This window comes from Bacillus cereus group sp. N11 (genome assembly GCF_016483605.1).
Classification (GTDB): domain Bacteria; phylum Bacillota; class Bacilli; order Bacillales; family Bacillaceae_G; genus Bacillus_A; species Bacillus_A toyonensis.
On record NZ_JAEHBN010000018.1, the window covers coordinates 14,429 to 30,630 of the forward strand.

Below are 16,202 nucleotides of genomic sequence, written 5' to 3' on the forward strand. Positions count from 1 at the left end.
TTGAACAGGAAAATTTGGTTTGTAGTTACTTTTTTTGCTCTTTTAGTAACTGGCTATGTTGTTGTCCAATATTTTATTATGGATGGATTTCAAACAGGGCTTGTAAAAGCGAAGCTTATGTTTGGATCTAAATTAAGTGCGTTCTGGTATATGATGCTATTTATACATATTACAACTAGTATAGTAGCATTAGTAATTGGTCCTTTTACATTATCCACTAGATTTAGAGAAAGGAATATCAACCGTCATCGAATAGTTGGGAGAATCTATCTGGTTGGTGTATTATTAGGAGGCGTTTCTGGACTATATCTATCCTTTTATGCTACGGGAGGATTGGTAGCGAAGCTAGGTTTTGGTTTGTTATCTGTATTCTGGCTAACATCAGCATATCAAGCGTTACATAGAGTTAAGAATAAAAAAATTAAAGAGCATCGGAACTGGATGATTAGGAATTATTCTTTAACCTTTGGAGCAGTTACATTAAGAATTTGGCTACCGTTGTTTATAGTTCTATTTGGAATAGAGCGGTTTGAACTTAGTTACGCTATTATTGCTTGGTTAGCATGGGTACCCAATTTACTTGTTGCAGAATTGTTCATAAGAAAAAGATTTAATAAAAGAAAATACGAGGGAAATGAGGATTTACATTTTTAATGTAAATTTGCTGTCATATTGAGGGCAGGATTTTTTTAATAGCTGAATTTCGTACAAAAATAGGATGGCCAATTGAAGCCATCCTATTTGTATTACCAACTAGCAGTTTCCGTATTTTCCTTCAACCACTTCACCCAATCCGAATCCTCCACCTTAAGCAAACTGAGCGAAACACCCTTCATATCTAAAGAAGTAAGTAGCGTACCAACTTTTACGAATGTAATTTGTAATCCCTCCAGCTCACATAAACGGCGAATATCATTTGCGAAAATGTATTGTTCCATTAGCGGAGTTGCACCGAGTCCATTAATGAGAATGGCGAAATTGTCACCTTTTCTCCAGCGATAAATGCTTTTTAGTTTGTTCATCAGTTCGATCGCTAATATTTCAGAAGAGGATAGCGATTCTTTACGGTAACCTTGTTCACCGTGGATACCGACGCCGTAAAAGACTTCATCGTCGTTTAATGAGAAGGAAGCTTTTCCTTGTACTGGATCGTTTGCAGGTGAAAGGGCGACTCCTAATGTGTGTAAGTTTTCGGTGATAGAACGGCCAATTGCTGTTAGTTCTTCTAAAGAATGACCTTCAAGAGCGGCCGCACCAAGTATTTTTTGAACGAAAACAGTACCAGCGACGCCGCGTCTTCTTTTATTAAAAGAAGCATCATCTTCAATTGAAACGTCGTCATTTACGATGATGTGGTCAATTTGTCTTCCTTCTTCTTTGGCAATTTGCTTCGCCGCTAGAAAATTCTCAACATCATCTTTAAAGTTTTTAATGATGAATAAAATACTTTTATCCTTTGGTATTAAGCGAGTTGCTGCCACGATTTGTTTGACTGTAGGCGGAGTGAAGATACTTCCGTTAACTGCCGCCGTAAGCATTCCTTTTCCTACATAACCAATATCAGCAGGTTCATGTCCGCTACCACCGCCGCTTATAATAGCGACGTCTTGCTTTAGTTTGTCGATATCTTTTACATAAATGATGTTATTTGTTTCGTCATAATTTACTTTGTCGTTATGTTCAAAATAAAAGCCATGCAGCATATCTTGAACGATATGTTGTACATCATTCATAATCTTTTTCATTGCTTTTGCCACCCTTTAATTACTTTGCTGATTGCTCCAGTAATAGTAGTAATTGATTGTTGATCATATTTTTCATGAGAGAAGACATAATGGAAGGATCTACTTCGCATTTGCTTTCAATCCAATCCTTTATCGTTCCAACGAAGCCGTGACTATAAAAGGAGGCAATCGTATTTTTTGTCTCGTCAGAAAGGCTGAATCCACAGCTCACGGATAGTTCATCAATAATCTTCATATATAAGTTTTTCGTATGCTCAAATAAATAGTGATTAAACGAGTTTTGTTCAATGACTTTAAAAGCATTTCGGTAAAATTTTTGATTTTCATAAAAGTAATCAAATAATAAATCGAAAATTTTTTCCCACGTTTCATAGTCGAGAAAGTCGATAATGTTTTCTTTCGTTTCTTCTCTATAAATCCAGCTTAATAGTTCAAATTTATCTTTAAAATGATAATAAAAAGTTTGTCTACGCATTTGACAGTGTAACATAATATCGCTTACTGATATTTTATGAAACGACTCTGTTTCCATTAAATATTTCAATGAGTTCGCGATTATCTTTTTAGAAATTATAGAAGAGGTCATCTGAATCATCCCTAGAATGTTATTAATATAAAAATCCTATCTATAAATGAGAGCGGTGTCTTTAGACAGATTGTCCATTTTGTCCGTTTACTATAAAACGCTTTCATTTTAACATGGTTAGTAAGAAGAAGATTTCAAATATATCACAATATATTAAAGGAATTGAGGGAGAATCACAATGAAAAAGATTATAAACAAACCAGAAACATTAGTTATGGAAATGTGTAACGGAATGGTTATGGCTCACCCAGAGCTTGAGCTTTTGAAAAAATATAAAGTAATTAAGAAAAAAGAAATGAATGAAAATAAAGTAACGTTAATTAGTGGCGGCGGTAGTGGTCATGAGCCAGCACATGCAGGACTAGTCGGAAAAGGAATGTTAGATGCGGCAGTGTGCGGAGATGTGTTTGCTTCTCCTTCGCAAATTCAGGTATATCAAGCAATTAAAGAGACAGCTAGTAAAAAAGGTACGTTATTAATTATTAAAAACTACAGCGGCGATATTATGAATTTTAAAAACGGTGCGCATTTAGCGAAGGAAGATGGAATTGAAGTCGATTACGTAAAAGTTGACGATGATATTGCGGTAGAAGATAGTCTGTATACAGTAGGACGCCGCGGCGTTGCGGGCGTTATTCTCGTTCATAAAATTGCCGGCGCAGCAGCGGAAGCAGGTATGGATTTAGGCGCGGTGAAAGCTGTAGCGGAAAAAGCAGCGGCTAACGTGCGTACAATCGGTTTAGCGTTAACGTCTTGTACAGTTCCAGCGAGCGGATCACCTACTTTCACACTTGCGGAAGATGAAATGGAATACGGCGTTGGTATTCACGGCGAACCAGGAATTAAGCGTGAAAAAACGATGTCAGCTGATGAGTTAGCTAACCGTATGACAAATGATTTAATAAAAGATTTAGGAGTAAAAGATGGCGAGGAAATTGCGCTTCTAGTAAATGGTTTTGGTGGTACACCACTGCAAGAACTATACTTATTTAATAACGCAGTTACGAGAGAATTAGCTGCTAGAAACATTAAAATTAATAGAGTATTCGTCGGTAACTATATGACGAGTATTGATATGGCTGGTATGTCTTTAACAGTGATGAAGTTAGATGATGAGCTAAAAACATTACTATCGAAAGAATGTAATACACCAGCGTTTAAAGTAGATGGACCAGTTGAAAGTGTAGAGTACGTGAATGTACTTGAAGAGGCAGAAGAGAAAGAAGTTTCATTTGAAATAGAAACAGCGGAAGAGCACGCTGTGATTAAAGATAATGTCATTACATTAAACAACATGATTTATCTCGTTGATAAAATGAGCGACATTATTATTAAAAATGAAGTACCGTTCTGTGAGTTAGATACACATGCAGGTGACGGCGACTTCGGAATGAGTGTTGCGAAAGGATTTAAGCAATTAAAACGTGAGTGGCATTCTATTGTAGAACAAGAAAATGTAACGATCGGATCATTCCTTGACGGTTGTTCGATGATTATTATGGAACATTGCGGCGGCGCATCTGGTCCAATTTGGGGTGGTGCATTCCGTGCAGCTAGTAAAGCAGCAGGCGAAAAACGTGAACTAACAGTGAAAGAATTCGCTGAAATGCTACAAGCCGCACTTCAAGGCATACAATCTATCGGTGAAAGATCGTTCGGTAGAGGAGCAGTAGTTGGTGACAAAACACTTGTTGACGCACTTGCTCCATGTGTAGACTCTTGGTTAGATAGCGCTTCAAACGAAGTAGACGTGAAAACTGCCTTTGAAAAAGGAGCAGAAGCAGCGGTTAAAGGAGCAGAGTATACGAAAGAAATCGTAGCTCGCATGGGCCGCGCTGGTACAGTTGGCGAAAGAAGTTTAGGATATCCGGATGCAGGTGCACATGCACTTGGGGTTATCTTTACGGAGATTGCGGGTAGTTTGAAATAGGAATGAGAAAATCCCCTCTGCCTTAAGGTGGAGGGGATCTTTATTTATAATCATCATTCTTCCAGTGAAAAATTTTATTTGTTAGCCAATCTAGAAGCTGCTTCTTCAATTTCTTTATACACATTTTGTAATACTTCATTTGGATCTAGTACTGCTGTTCCTTGTGCACGAACGATTTGATAATCTTCAATACCAAAGAAATTAAACATTGCTTTTAAATATTTATGAGAGTATTCCACTTCTGTATACCAATCATCATTTGTATAGATTCCTCCACTTGCTTGTATAACAAGCATTCTTCTTCCATCTTTAAGTAGTCCCACTGATCCAGTTTCAGTATATTTAAATGTTTCACGTGCAATCATGATATTGTCCATGTAATCTTTTAACTTTGATGGAATATTAAAATTGTGCAAAGGTAATACGATAACATACGTATTTGCACTTTTAAATTGTTGTAAAATTTCGGACATACGCTCTGTTACTTTTTGTTCTTCATCAGTTAACTTTTGTCCATTTCCTTGCTTTTCCCATGCACTTAAAACAGTTTTATCTATCATTGGTACTATATCATCGTATAAATTAATTTGTTCAATCGGTTCATTATTAGGAATTAATTCTTTATAAGATACTAAAAAATGGTTAAGAACTTTAATGCTGACTGATGATGTATCATCCACTTTTGGATGTGCGTTTATGATAAGTGTTTTGTTCATTTGTATTTCCCCTTTTTAAAAGTTTTTATGTTTTAATTGTCGACAAAGTTAATCGTCGATTAATTTTGTCTTTAATATAAGCTCTGAAATTATTTTTGTCAAACGAAATACATACTATTCGAAAAGAGCCTTTTTTTATTTGACTAAAATTCTAAATGGTCCTAAGATACAATTTGATAACCCTTAAAATAAAAAGCAGGTGATTTGTATATGCAGTATAGTGTTGGGGTTGAATATGCCTTGCATTGCCTAGTTTATTTAATTAACACTCCTTCCAAGGAAAGTGTCGGAATAAAAGATTTGGCAGAGTTCCAAGGGCTTTCTGAAACATTTCTTTCAAAAGTTTTCGGTAAATTATCTAAAGCTGGCATTGTAAATTCTGTCCCAGGTGTAAAGGGCGGGTATAGGTTAGCTAAGTCTCCAGAAGATGTTTCTTTTTGGGATGTAATAGAAGCTGTCGAAGGTCCAAAACCTATTTTTCAATGTAAAAATATTGTACAGAATGGTCTACTATATCGAGACGAGGCCGAGGCTTGCAATTCTTGTGAACCTAGCAATTCTTCTTGTACAATTAACTTAGTAATGCTTGAAGCAGAAGAACATATGCGTGAGTTTCTTCGTAAAAAGACTCTTGCATGGTTAGATAAAGAACTTGATATTGTTTTACCTGAAAAGATAAGGGTAGATACTCGTGAATACTTCAAACAAAAAAACTCTAACTAAATCGCCATGACGAATTAGTTAGAGTTTTTTTGTTTTTTAACATGAATGCCATCATGTGAGTTCCTAAAAATATGGAATTCACGTTGCTTAATTATATTTTTTAATCTTCGTGATCGATTTCTATTGTGCCTGTTCTAGCACTAATTTTTAAAACATTTAATAGATTATCAGGTGTCTTGATTTCCACTTCATATTCGAATTGAGATTGTGTTAAGTTGTCATCTTCTAATTCAAATTCTTTTTTCACATGAATAATTTCTCCATTTGTTTGTGCTAAAGCAATTTCACGAACTTGTTTTTCTGTGTAGTTGTCATTCTTTTTTGCATAATTGTAACCCATACCAAAATATCCACCAACAATAGCGATACCAATTACTAAAGTAGCAATTACACTTATCATTATTTTCTTTTTATGTTTTAACATTTTCATTCACTCCTTAATGATTAATCATCTATTCCAAATCTTGCTTCAAGTGCATTTTCTGCTTGCTCTAATTGATCTTCAAGTATATCTTGTACTCTTTCTTGTGTTTGATATTGTTCAACAGTTATCGTTCCAGCGCGATAATCTGCTTCTAGCTGATTATCAGATAGATCTATTTTGTCATCTAATTGGTCAATTTCTTTTTTTGCTGCTAAGTACGTATTTAAGTTCTCTTCTTTTGCTCCAACTGGTTTCGTATTATTTGCCTTTTCTACAATAGATGAGACTTCGTTTTTGAAATCTTGTGTTTGCGTAGTATCATTCGTAGCAGGCCCTGTTTTGTTTGGTTCTTGTTGTAGTTGAGCACTTTCTTTTTGTGACGTATCGTTTTCTACTTTCAGTTGTTGTACTTCTGTATCTTTATCAGTTTGAGTAGAACAAGCTGTTAAGAATAAACAAGACATGGCTCCAATTATCATCCAGTTTCTCATTATGTTTGCCTCCCTTTAATTGAGCACCTGATCCTTGCCTTTATATTACTGAACAAACATTAAAGGAAGATTAATGTGCCAAAAAATAAAATGATATAATTAAATCGTTTCTAATCTTTCTTTAATGTTTTGGAACTATAGTGATATATATAATAAGAAAAAAGGAGGATGCTAATGCGAGTTCTTATTGTCGAAGATGAACAAGACTTACAAAATATATTAGTAAAACGATTAAATGCAGAATATTATAGTGTCGATGGATGTGGGAATGGAGCAGATGCCTTGGATTATATAAGCATGGCTACTTACGACTTGATTGTGCTTGATATTATGATTCCCCGAATAGATGGGTTACAAGTGTTACAAAGATTACGCGCAGACAATAATACAACTCCTGTCTTGCTTCTTACAGCTAAAGATACAATTGATGATCGCGTAAAAGGACTCGACTTAGGTGCGGATGATTATTTAGTAAAGCCATTTGCTTTTGATGAACTATTAGCAAGAATTCGAGTGTTGATGCGAAGAAAAACAGGGAATACCTCTAATGTGTTTGAAATTGCGGATCTAGTGGTGGATTGCAATATGCATAAAGTAACAAGGGGAGACCAGGTTATTAATCTTTCCAGTAAAGAATTTGCTATTTTAGAATATATGATTCGTAATAAAGAAGTTGTGTTGACACGAGATAAAATTGAGCAACATGTGTGGAATTACGACTATGAAGGTGGCTCAAATATTATTGATGTTTACGTTCGATACCTTCGTAAAAAAATTGATAGCCAGTTTGAAACGAAGTTAATTCATACGGTGCGAGGCACTGGTTACGTATTGCGAGTAGAATCATGAAAAAACTATCAATAAAAATGAAAGTAACCCTGTGGTATACGGGGTTAGTTGTAATTATTATGGCACTCGTGTTAGCTTTTATTTTAACTTCTTCAGATAAAGTTGTGCTTTTTAATATGAAAAATCAATTAAAGAGCACGGTGAAAGATAGCATTGAAGATATTAAATATAAGCATGGACAGTTAAAGATTGACGATGAATTTGAAACTTTAGAAGATGGAGTAAATATACTCATTTATAGTAAGCAAGGTGAGCTACTGGCAGGACATAATCCGGCCGGCTTTAATAAAAAGGGATTGCTTAAATCCGATGAAATACAAATCATTAAAAATGGTAATAAAGAATGGATCGTATATGATTTTCTCTATCATGCGGGCGGGGATGAGCAAGTCTGGGTTCGTGGAATCATGACCATGAATCAATTGTCATCAACGATGAGTACGATTGTTTTGGTAACACTCATTACCTTTCCATTACTTATTCTCATTGCGGCAGTGGGCGGCTATTTTATTACGAAAAGAGCGTTTCGACCTGTGAAACAAATGAGTGATTCAGCGAGTGAAATTGGTGATGGTAAAGACCTTTCGAAGAGGATTAACTTACAAGGTTCATCGAAAGACGAAATGTATCATTTAGCACAAACCTTTGACAAAATGTTTGTGCGGTTGGAGACATCATTTGAAAGTGAAAAACAATTTACATCTGACGCATCTCATGAATTAAGAACACCAACATCTGTTATTATTTCGCAATGCGAATACGCTTTATCGCAGAAGCATAATCCGAAAGAAATGGAAGAATCGTTAGAAGTAATTTTAAGACAATCGCGTAAAATGTCCTCGTTAATCTCGCAACTGTTATTATTAGCAAGAGTTGACCAAGGAAAGCATGATACTTTTCAATTTGAATGTATCAATATGAGTGAATTAACGGAAATCGTTGTAGAAGAACTTTCATTAATGGTTCAAGAAGCTTCGATTGATATAACAACCAATATAGAGGAAGACCTGTTTATGAAAGCAGACCAAACATTGATGATGCGTTTGTTAATGAATTTATTAACGAATGCGATTGCTTATGGTAAAGAGAATGGTAGTGTGAATATACAACTGTGCCGTGATGGAACGAACATAATAGGTAAAGTCTCCGATAATGGCATAGGCATCAGCGAGCAACATATTACGAAAATATGGGAACGTTTCTATCGAGTTGATGCAGCGCGAACATCTTCAAATATTGGAAACACAGGTTTAGGATTGTCGATGGTAAAATGGATTGTCGAACTACACGGAGGAGAAATTACCGTTGAAAGTAAATTAGGGGAAGGCAGTACTTTTACATTTAAACTACCAATTGAAAAACGAGCATAATGTATGCTCGTTTGTAGCTTTAGAATAAAGATGGATTTAAAAGCTCTCTTTAATCTTTATTTAAAAGTAAATGAAAGTAAATCGATTTGGTTATAAATTATGTTTTCAACATGATACAACACATTCCTTTTTAGTATGAAATTGAAACAACAAGAACAGATCGATTAGTCTGTTTCTAACATCATAGATTTATATTTTCGAACGTGTTGCGCAAATGATTTCGGTGCGGAGTTCAAGGTTAAATGGGCTGAAGTTAATAAGTAGTCTGCTATATGTTGTCTATTAATTAGGAAAAGGGCACTCCATTGAGGGAGTGCCCTTTTCTTAATTAATGATGGTAACAGATAAAAAACTCTTTGTATTACCAGGAGTCACCGTGGCTGGATTGCATGTACATAATTGTACTAGATTTAGTCGAATCAACTTGTTTCTTAGAATCTGATTGTGAAGGGAATGCTAATCCAATAGATAGTGCAACTGAAAGTGATAAACCTAAAATCGTTCCAAAAAGTTTTTTCATTATTTTAACGCTCCTTTTTCAAAAGTTTTTTCTTTAGCTTGATGACTAATATAAAAGTATTTACTAGCTTTTACAGTGTCGCTTTCTTCGTAAAACTTGATTGCTAATTTTTCAGTGTATTCTTGTGTGTAAGTATAGAGTTGTTGTGTGTCGAAAAATGAGATAGCTTCCAAAGATAATTCTTCGAGAATAGCAGCTGAAACACCTTTATTTATACAATCTAAAAGTTTGAAATGATATAGGTATTCTTTATTGTCTAGCTTCTCACAAATTGCTAATCCTCGTTCGATTAACTCGGCCGACTGTTCAAGTTCCCCAATCTTTAAATGTTCTCTAGCTTTAAGGAAGATGGCCCTAAAATGCTCTGGATTTTTAGTTGTTACTTCTGATAAGTGTCGAATTGCTAAAGCGGATAAGTTTTGGCTACTATATAAAAAACCTAAATTATTGCGGACTCTTAATATTAGGGAATCCTCATTATTTTTACGTAAAATATCTATTGCAGAATTAAATTTTTCTTCTGCTACAGGGAATTGTTTTATATCAATACATGCTAAACCGTATAAGTTCTCACAAGCGGCAACATTATTTTCATAGCCATTATGTTTAGAGAAGATTTCTTTAGCTTTAGTCACATGTTGAATTCCTAATAGAGGTTGATAGGTATGAAGATAGAAGTTAGCAAAACGATAGCTAAACTCGGCTATTTCAAGATCGTCATGAATATGTTGTAATAGTGTTTCGGCTTTTTCGTAGTATTTCCAGGCTTCATTGTTGTTGGAAATTAGTGTGGCATGAATCCCTTTGAAAAAGTGATAATAATAAGACAACGATTCATTTTTTTGTATATCCAGTGAATCAATTGCCTGGAAGCTTGTGGGTGTGATGCTTAAATGATCGAGCAAAACTTTAAAGCGAAAAGTAAGAAGTGAGTAATGGAATAGTAAATTTGGATCTTCATTAATACTTTTTATGTGTGTATCAATCTCTGTTTTTAAATGTTTTGCTTCTTTTAGGTGCTGGGCACGTATCTCTTGATACCAATTATTTAAAAGTTGTGTGATTATATCTTTTGTTTTTAGATGACTTACCATAATTCTCCCCGCTTTCTACTATATTTATTTGTATATTGATATGTATATACTAGCAAGAAATTAAGTGTGATAGAGTGATAGATAGCAAAAAAAACTTTTTCAATAATTTTCTGATAATTTAAAAGGTAATTAGAATATAAATAAGATTCCTTAGATGGTGATCATTTATTTATTGCCAAAAAATAAGTGCATCGAGCAAGTATGACTATTGTACTTAAAACAAATAACAGCCTGTTTGTATGTTGTATTTCCTTAGTATTGTAAATAAGCATTTTACTCCATCGCTATCAATTTGAAAGAACAAGTGATCCCACTTTATGGTTATATGCAAAATTTAAAAAACATAAACAAGCAGAACCTTTGTATTTTGCTATCTTACGTATTTCATCCTGCACAAAAAAATATTTCTCAACATTTTGTCTATTGAAAAAGATTGAATATTCGTATTATAACGAATATTATGTTGTTATCGACAAAAAAACGATAATTTGCAGACACTGGGGAGGAAATGCATTGAAAAAGGATAAGAAGTTAAAACCATTATCAGTTTTAGCAACAGCGGCAGTACTAAGTAGTAGTTTTGCTTTTGGAAGTCATGCAGCGTATGCTGATACGCCATCATCTCTATCGATAGATGAGCATTTAATACCGGAGGAGCGTTTGGCAGAAGCGCTAAAACAACGGGGCGTAATTGATCAATCTGCATCACAAGCGGAGACGTCAAAGGCTGTCGAAAAATATGTTGAGAACAAGAAAGGGGAAAACCCTGGGAAAGAAGTCTTGACAGGAGATAGTCTTACGCAAGAAGCTTCTGATTTTATGAAAAAAGTAAAAGATTCAAAAATGAAGGAAAATGAACAGGCGCAGCAGCCAGAAGTAGGACCAGTAGCTGGACAAGGTGCAGGATTAAATCCAGGGAAATTAAATGGAAAAGTACCTACTACATCAGCGAAGCAAGCTGAGTACAATGGAGCTGTCCGAAAAGATAAAGTACTTGTTTTACTCGTAGAATTTAGCGATTTTAAGCATAACAATATTGATCAAGAGCCAGGATACATGTATTCTAAGGACTTCAATCGTGAACATTATCAAAAAATGTTATTTGGTGATGAACCGTTTACGTTATTTGATGGATCGAAGATTAACACATTTAAACAATATTATGAAGAACAATCTGGTGGTAGCTACACAGTTGATGGAACTGTAACGGAATGGCTTACTGTTCCAGGAAAAGCTTCAGATTATGGTGCGGATGCTGGAACTGGTCATGATAACAAAGGTCCTTTAGGGCCACGTGATTTTGTGAAAGAAGCATTAAAAGCAGCGGTAGCAAAAGGGATCAATTTAGCAGACTATGATCAATTTGATCAATACGATCAAGATGGTGATGGAAATAAAAACGAGCCAGATGGCATTATTGATCATTTAATGGTTGTACATGCTGGTGTTGGTCAAGAAGCTGGTGGCGGTAAATTGAAAGATGATGCAATTTGGTCTCATCGTTCAAAACTTGGGTCAAAACCATATGCGATTGATGGCACAAAATCTTCTGTTTCAAATTGGGGCGGAAAGATGGCTGCATACGATTATACAATCGAGCCTGAAGATGGAGCGGTTGGTGTGTTTGCGCATGAGTATGGTCATGATTTAGGCTTACCAGATGAGTACGATACGAAGTACTCAGGACAAGGTGAACCTGTTGAGTCTTGGTCTATTATGAGTGGCGGTAGCTGGGCTGGAAAAATTGCAGGAACAGAGCCAACAAGTTTCTCACCACAAAATAAAGAGTTTTTCCAAAAGAATATGAAGGGCAATTGGGCGAATATCGTTGAGGTAGATTACGATAAACTTCGCACGGGAGTCGGTGTTGCAACATATTTAGATCAAAGTGTTACAAAATCAAAACGACCAGGAATCGTTCGTGTTAACTTACCGGATAAAGATATTAAAAATATTGAATCGGCATTTGGTAAGAAGTTTTACTACAGCACAAAAGGAAATGACATTCATACAACACTTGAGACACCAGTATTTGACTTAACAAATGCAACGGATGCTAAGTTTGATTATAAGGCATTCTACGAACTGGAAGCGAAGTATGATTTCCTTGACGTATATGCGATTGCAGAAGATGGAACGAAGACACGCATTGATAGAATGGGCGAAAAAGATGTAAAAGGCGGCGTGGATACAACTGATGGTAAGTGGGTTGATAAATCATACGATTTAAGCCAATTCAAAGGGAAAAAAGTAAAACTGCAATTTGAGTATTTAACAGATATTGCAGTAGCTTATAAAGGATTTGCATTAGATAATGCTGCATTAACTGTAAATGGAAAAGTTGTTTTCTCAGATGATGCAGAAGGCCAACCAGCAATGACACTAAAAGGATTTACGGTGTCTAACGGATTTGAACAGAAGAAACATAACTACTATGTAGAGTGGAGAAATTACGCTGGTTCTGACACGGCTTTACAACATGCGCGTGGTCCAGTATTTAATACAGGAATGGTTGTATGGTATGCGGATCAAAGCTTTACAGATAACTGGGTAGGGGTTCATCCAGGTGAAGGATTCTTAGGAGTAGTAGATTCTCATCCAGAGGCAATCGTAGGGACATTAAATGGACAACCGACTGTGAAGAGCAGTACGCGTTATCAAATTGCTGATGCTGCATTCTCATTCGATCAAACACCAGCATGGAGAGTAGATTCGCCAACTCGCGGTATCTTTGACTATAAAGGATTACCAGGTGTTGCGAAATTTGATGATTCTAAGCAGTATATCAACAGCGTGATTCCAGATGCAGGACGTAAGTTGCCGAAACTAGGATTAAAGTTTGAAGTAGTAGGCCAAGCAGAAGACAAGTCTGCAGGTGCAGTTTGGATTCATCGATAAAATAAGGTGAAGTGAAGAGGAGCTGTCTCATAAGTTGGTGAAACCGACTTATGGACAGCTCTTTTTTTATTGTAGAAAAGGGACCTTTTAGGAACTAGTTCATGGACAAGAATGATATAAAATTTATCCCGCTATTTGCCGAGCAGTAAGACCCCCACCTCAAAATTCAGCGGAAGCAAAGAAGTTAGGTGGGGGTCGGGCTGCCCGTAAACGCCCGATTGGTGAAGGCTAATAATCAGTGGGGGATGAACAAAACCCCCACTGATTAAAGTTTCACTTTATTTTCAATACGAGTGAACAAACGTAAACTTAAATATTAGAAAATATAGATGAAATTCCGCTATTATACCTTTCAATAAAATAATAATAGCATTATATATTATAAGGAATGCTTGTCCTTAATTGTAAATGAAAGGGGGAAATTGATATGAGTTATGGCTATGGTTATTCTTCTAAAAAATGTTGTAAAAATTACAATGAAACGTTATCAACGGGTGTATTACGTAGACATTCTGCTACTTTATTTCTTACTGTTGATGCTATGAATGTTGATCCAGATGATACTCATAGAGTAACTGTTGAAATGTTTGATTGGTCATCTGGTTCTCCTGTATTGTTACCATTAGTAGATCCTTCTACACGAACATTAGCACCTAATCAATATGTTACTTTTCGTTCGGCAGCTCTTCCTCCAGGACTTTTTGCTTACGAAGTAAGAATAATTCATCCAAATGATAGAGATGTTGTTACGAATGTTTTTGGTCTTAGTGCAATCGTATTTAATCCACAAGAAGGAAATAATGTTTTACAACATGATTTAGCAAAATTAGACCTTAAATAGATTTTATAAAAGTCTAAATATGGAAATGGTTAAGCAAAGGAAGTAGGATGTAAAGCTACTTCCTTTACTTAACATCAACTATATAAAAAAATTTAGTGTCATCATCGGTACATAGGACAGCACGATTTAGCAAATCAATATTAACGATAGTCATATAATTAAAGAGTAAATAACCGTCTCCATAATATATAATTAATATTTCTTCTTCGGATGATAAGGAGCATAACAATAGTATGTATTTCGTTTGCTTGTATAAAGCAAATTGTATAAAGAGAAGAAGGATCTCCTTAAAGGAGATCCTTTTTACGTTTTATCATTTTTAAAGAAATCTTTCATCATTTTAGAGTGTTTCATGTTTAATGTCACAGCTTCTACTGTACCTTTCTTTTCATCTTTAGCAATCGTAATTTGTTCCTTATTATCAAACCACACAAGAAACTCTTCTTTTGAGTCATCTTTATATGTAACGGTTATAGTAGAATGCACAGATTCTCGCTTTTTTTGATCTAATGTAATTGTTTTCGAGGTTCCATTTTGAACTGCCGAAACGATAGGTTTTATCATTTCTTCATTGTCTGTTTGAGATTTGGAAATAGTATTATTTGTTGTTTTCATTATTTCAATGTCTGTAATATTAGCGGAATTTGATTGAAATGTATTTTGTGTATGTTCTTGCTTAGCCTGCGAAGTTTTATCTGTAGCAGAGGTGTTTGTACAGCCTATTAAAGTGAAAGATAGAGCGCATATAGATATGATTTTTTTCATAGTATCCCTCCTTAAGTTTAATTATAACAATTTTCAGTTAATTTATATAGTTATTGTAAGGAGAAGATGTTTTAAAGTGGTAAATGATGTTGTTCATTTTCTATTAAAATCAAAATTCACATAACTTTTTTCATATTTTATGTTTAACATTGGGAAAATGGGTGTACTACATATAATATAACAAATAATTCATTTTAAAGGAGGAAGTTAAAGATGGAAACGAAGTATAGTAAACCTTTTGTATATGAATTTATTACGGAGAAAGAGGTCATGAATGCGGCGAATGATCTCGTGAAGAAAGGAATAGACCAAAAAGATATTTACGTATTAACACATGAGAAAGAAAGGACAGATAGAATCGCAGATAATGCAGACGTGAATACAATTGGAATAAAAGAGGAGGGACTTGGGACAAGCATTATTAATGTCTTTCAAAAAACGGGAGATCAGTTAAGAAATAAGATGCAAGAGTTAGGACTTAATGAGGAAGAAGCTAACTTTTATGAAGAAAAGCTGGATGAAGGAAAAATCTTGTTATTCGTTAAGGATTTAGAAAGAGTCGGTGAATGGCTACAAGAAAGAAGATGCACATATTCTCTTTAAATTTGTATCCTTTAAATCTATAAATCTATTACGAAAAGGAGATTGGAAATATGAGTGAGAGCGGGCTAAAAGAACAAATTACGGGTAAAGTTGAAAAGAAAAAGGGACAAGTAAAAGAAGGAATTGGTGAAGTTACAGAAGATAGAGAGTTGAAAAATGAAGGGAAGTGGGAGAAGACCAAGGGAACGATAAAAGAAAAAGTCGGAAAAGTGAAACAAAAGATAAGTGATGGATTGGATAATAAAGAATAATACATGTTTATCAAGCTTTGGTTACATACCAAAGCTTGATAAATCAAATATAAAAACAATATAGGAGGTTTAATTGTGGGACTTATTATTACGTGTATTGTAGGTGGACTTATTGGTGCGTTAGCTGGAATGATTACAGGAAAAGACTTTCCTTTAGGTATAGTTGGTAATGTAATTGCTGGATTAATCGGATCTTGGGTAGGTAGTGCGTTATTTGGTCACTGGGGCCCTGAATGGGGAGGCATTTTTGTTCTTCCAGCGTTATTAGGTGCAATCGTCTTTATTTTAATCGTTACATTCTTCTCTAGAATGCTACGGAAAGCGTAAGTATGATAATGAATAATAATCTTAAGTTTATTATATATAACTATAAAGTTAAAAGAGTGATAAATATAC

Annotated in this window: 18 protein-coding genes and 1 pseudogene; 10 read left to right on the top strand and 9 right to left on the bottom strand. The window is 34.9% G+C overall.

The window, feature by feature from the left end; all coding sequences use genetic code 11:
- On the top strand, positions 1-654 hold the full coding sequence (locus tag JDS98_RS23985) for a DUF2306 domain-containing protein (RefSeq protein WP_199634427.1): 654 nt from the start codon (positions 1-3) through the stop codon (positions 652-654).
- Between the two features lie 92 nt (positions 655-746).
- Here JDS98_RS23985 and dhaQ read toward each other — a convergent pair whose 3' ends face one another.
- Both dhaQ and dhaS read right to left on the bottom strand, forming a co-directional pair.
- A complete protein-coding gene (gene dhaQ, locus JDS98_RS23990; protein WP_097958768.1) occupies positions 747-1,745 on the bottom strand; it encodes a DhaKLM operon coactivator DhaQ in 999 nt (332 codons plus the stop codon).
- Between the two features lie 19 nt (positions 1,746-1,764).
- Positions 1,765-2,331 (bottom strand): dihydroxyacetone kinase transcriptional activator DhaS, encoded by a 567-nt coding sequence (gene dhaS, locus JDS98_RS23995; RefSeq protein WP_199634428.1) that lies wholly within the window; start codon positions 2,329-2,331, stop codon positions 1,765-1,767.
- A gap of 178 nt (positions 2,332-2,509) precedes the next feature.
- Here dhaS and dhaK point away from each other — a divergent pair, with 178 nt between their 5' ends.
- Positions 2,510-4,261 carry a dihydroxyacetone kinase subunit DhaK gene (dhaK, locus tag JDS98_RS24000; RefSeq protein WP_097958770.1) on the top strand — a complete coding sequence of 584 codons (1,752 nt, stop codon included), beginning with the start codon at positions 2,510-2,512 and terminating at the stop codon, positions 4,259-4,261.
- Positions 4,262-4,335: 74 nt separating this feature from the next.
- Here dhaK and JDS98_RS24005 read toward each other — a convergent pair whose 3' ends face one another.
- Positions 4,336-4,977: an FMN-dependent NADH-azoreductase gene (locus tag JDS98_RS24005; protein ID WP_097958771.1), complete on the bottom strand. Its 642-nt coding sequence runs from the start codon at positions 4,975-4,977 to the stop codon at positions 4,336-4,338.
- 210 nt (positions 4,978-5,187) lie between these two features.
- Here JDS98_RS24005 and JDS98_RS24010 point away from each other — a divergent pair, with 210 nt between their 5' ends.
- Positions 5,188-5,700, top strand: coding sequence for an RrF2 family transcriptional regulator (locus JDS98_RS24010; RefSeq protein WP_001200345.1), 513 nt, complete (start codon positions 5,188-5,190; stop codon positions 5,698-5,700).
- A gap of 100 nt (positions 5,701-5,800) precedes the next feature.
- On the opposite strand, the gene JDS98_RS24015 is transcribed toward JDS98_RS24010, so the two are convergent.
- Together JDS98_RS24015 and JDS98_RS24020 are read right to left on the bottom strand one after the other, a co-directional pair.
- Positions 5,801-6,124 (bottom strand): PepSY domain-containing protein, encoded by a 324-nt coding sequence (locus JDS98_RS24015; protein ID WP_000912146.1) that lies wholly within the window; start codon positions 6,122-6,124, stop codon positions 5,801-5,803.
- Between the two features lie 20 nt (positions 6,125-6,144).
- The gene (locus JDS98_RS24020; protein WP_097958773.1) at positions 6,145-6,615 is read right to left on the bottom strand and encodes a hypothetical protein; all 471 of its coding nucleotides are present in this window, start codon (positions 6,613-6,615) and stop codon (positions 6,145-6,147) included.
- A 174-nt stretch (positions 6,616-6,789) separates the two neighbouring features.
- Here JDS98_RS24020 and JDS98_RS24025 point away from each other — a divergent pair, with 174 nt between their 5' ends.
- Entirely contained in the window at positions 6,790-7,464 is a 675-nt protein-coding gene (locus JDS98_RS24025) for a response regulator transcription factor (protein WP_001264538.1), read from the top strand.
- Positions 7,461-8,834, top strand: coding sequence for a sensor histidine kinase (locus JDS98_RS24030; RefSeq protein ID WP_097958775.1), 1,374 nt, complete (start codon positions 7,461-7,463; stop codon positions 8,832-8,834). The genes JDS98_RS24025 and JDS98_RS24030 overlap by 4 nt, the downstream gene beginning before the upstream one ends.
- A gap of 361 nt (positions 8,835-9,195) precedes the next feature.
- Here JDS98_RS24030 and JDS98_RS24035 read toward each other — a convergent pair whose 3' ends face one another.
- Positions 9,196-9,354 carry a hypothetical protein gene (locus tag JDS98_RS24035; protein ID WP_000732343.1) on the bottom strand — a complete coding sequence of 53 codons (159 nt, stop codon included), beginning with the start codon at positions 9,352-9,354 and terminating at the stop codon, positions 9,196-9,198.
- The gene (locus JDS98_RS24040) at positions 9,354-10,448 is read right to left on the bottom strand and encodes a response regulator aspartate phosphatase (protein ID WP_199634429.1); all 1,095 of its coding nucleotides are present in this window, start codon (positions 10,446-10,448) and stop codon (positions 9,354-9,356) included. The genes JDS98_RS24035 and JDS98_RS24040 overlap by 1 nt, the downstream gene beginning before the upstream one ends.
- Before the next feature lie 513 nt (positions 10,449-10,961).
- Here JDS98_RS24040 and JDS98_RS24045 point away from each other — a divergent pair.
- Both JDS98_RS24045 and JDS98_RS24050 read left to right on the top strand, forming a co-directional pair.
- Complete coding sequence (locus JDS98_RS24045) at positions 10,962-13,346, top strand: immune inhibitor A domain-containing protein (RefSeq protein WP_097958778.1); 2,385 nt, start codon at positions 10,962-10,964, stop codon at positions 13,344-13,346.
- 427 nt (positions 13,347-13,773) lie between these two features.
- On the top strand, positions 13,774-14,187 hold the full coding sequence (locus JDS98_RS24050) for a BtaA family protein (protein ID WP_000120220.1): 414 nt from the start codon (positions 13,774-13,776) through the stop codon (positions 14,185-14,187).
- Positions 14,188-14,251: 64 nt separating this feature from the next.
- Here JDS98_RS24050 and JDS98_RS30380 read toward each other — a convergent pair.
- Together JDS98_RS30380 and JDS98_RS24055 are read right to left on the bottom strand one after the other, a co-directional pair.
- Positions 14,252-14,419, bottom strand: a pseudogene (locus JDS98_RS30380) (YolD-like family protein); the annotation flags it as partial.
- 71 nt (positions 14,420-14,490) lie between these two features.
- A complete protein-coding gene (locus JDS98_RS24055; RefSeq protein WP_097958779.1) occupies positions 14,491-14,952 on the bottom strand; it encodes a hypothetical protein in 462 nt (153 codons plus the stop codon).
- Positions 14,953-15,165: 213 nt separating this feature from the next.
- Between JDS98_RS24055 and JDS98_RS24060 the strand changes: the two genes are divergently transcribed.
- The 3 genes from JDS98_RS24060 to JDS98_RS24070 all read left to right on the top strand — a co-directional run bounded on the left by JDS98_RS24060 (position 15,166) and on the right by JDS98_RS24070 (position 16,133).
- Positions 15,166-15,555, top strand: a complete 390-nt coding sequence (locus tag JDS98_RS24060; RefSeq protein ID WP_000448810.1) for a YflT domain-containing protein — start codon at positions 15,166-15,168, stop codon at positions 15,553-15,555.
- A gap of 50 nt (positions 15,556-15,605) precedes the next feature.
- Entirely contained in the window at positions 15,606-15,806 is a 201-nt protein-coding gene (locus JDS98_RS24065) for a CsbD family protein (RefSeq protein WP_000004263.1), read from the top strand.
- Positions 15,807-15,881: 75 nt separating this feature from the next.
- Entirely contained in the window at positions 15,882-16,133 is a 252-nt protein-coding gene (locus JDS98_RS24070; RefSeq protein ID WP_000522903.1) for a GlsB/YeaQ/YmgE family stress response membrane protein, read from the top strand.
- The last annotated feature ends 69 nt before the right edge of the window (positions 16,134-16,202 follow it).

Coding starts and splice junctions, on each gene's coding strand:
- JDS98_RS24015 (WP_000912146.1), bottom strand. CDS start 6,124: ATGTTAAAACATAAAAAGAAAATAATGATAAGTGTAATTGCTACTTTA.
- JDS98_RS24050 (WP_000120220.1), top strand. CDS start 13,774: ATGAGTTATGGCTATGGTTATTCTTCTAAAAAATGTTGTAAAAATTAC.
- JDS98_RS24060 (WP_000448810.1), top strand. CDS start 15,166: ATGGAAACGAAGTATAGTAAACCTTTTGTATATGAATTTATTACGGAG.
- JDS98_RS24030 (WP_097958775.1), top strand. CDS start 7,461: ATGAAAAAACTATCAATAAAAATGAAAGTAACCCTGTGGTATACGGGG.
- JDS98_RS24025 (WP_001264538.1), top strand. CDS start 6,790: ATGCGAGTTCTTATTGTCGAAGATGAACAAGACTTACAAAATATATTA.
- JDS98_RS24005 (WP_097958771.1), bottom strand. CDS start 4,977: ATGAACAAAACACTTATCATAAACGCACATCCAAAAGTGGATGATACA.
- dhaK (WP_097958770.1), top strand. CDS start 2,510: ATGAAAAAGATTATAAACAAACCAGAAACATTAGTTATGGAAATGTGT.
- JDS98_RS24035 (WP_000732343.1), bottom strand. CDS start 9,354: ATGAAAAAACTTTTTGGAACGATTTTAGGTTTATCACTTTCAGTTGCA.
- dhaS (WP_199634428.1), bottom strand. CDS start 2,331: ATGACCTCTTCTATAATTTCTAAAAAGATAATCGCGAACTCATTGAAA.
- JDS98_RS24055 (WP_097958779.1), bottom strand. CDS start 14,952: ATGAAAAAAATCATATCTATATGCGCTCTATCTTTCACTTTAATAGGC.
- JDS98_RS24020 (WP_097958773.1), bottom strand. CDS start 6,615: ATGAGAAACTGGATGATAATTGGAGCCATGTCTTGTTTATTCTTAACA.
- JDS98_RS24040 (WP_199634429.1), bottom strand. CDS start 10,448: ATGGTAAGTCATCTAAAAACAAAAGATATAATCACACAACTTTTAAAT.
- dhaQ (WP_097958768.1), bottom strand. CDS start 1,745: ATGAAAAAGATTATGAATGATGTACAACATATCGTTCAAGATATGCTG.
- JDS98_RS24065 (WP_000004263.1), top strand. CDS start 15,606: ATGAGTGAGAGCGGGCTAAAAGAACAAATTACGGGTAAAGTTGAAAAG.
- JDS98_RS24010 (WP_001200345.1), top strand. CDS start 5,188: ATGCAGTATAGTGTTGGGGTTGAATATGCCTTGCATTGCCTAGTTTAT.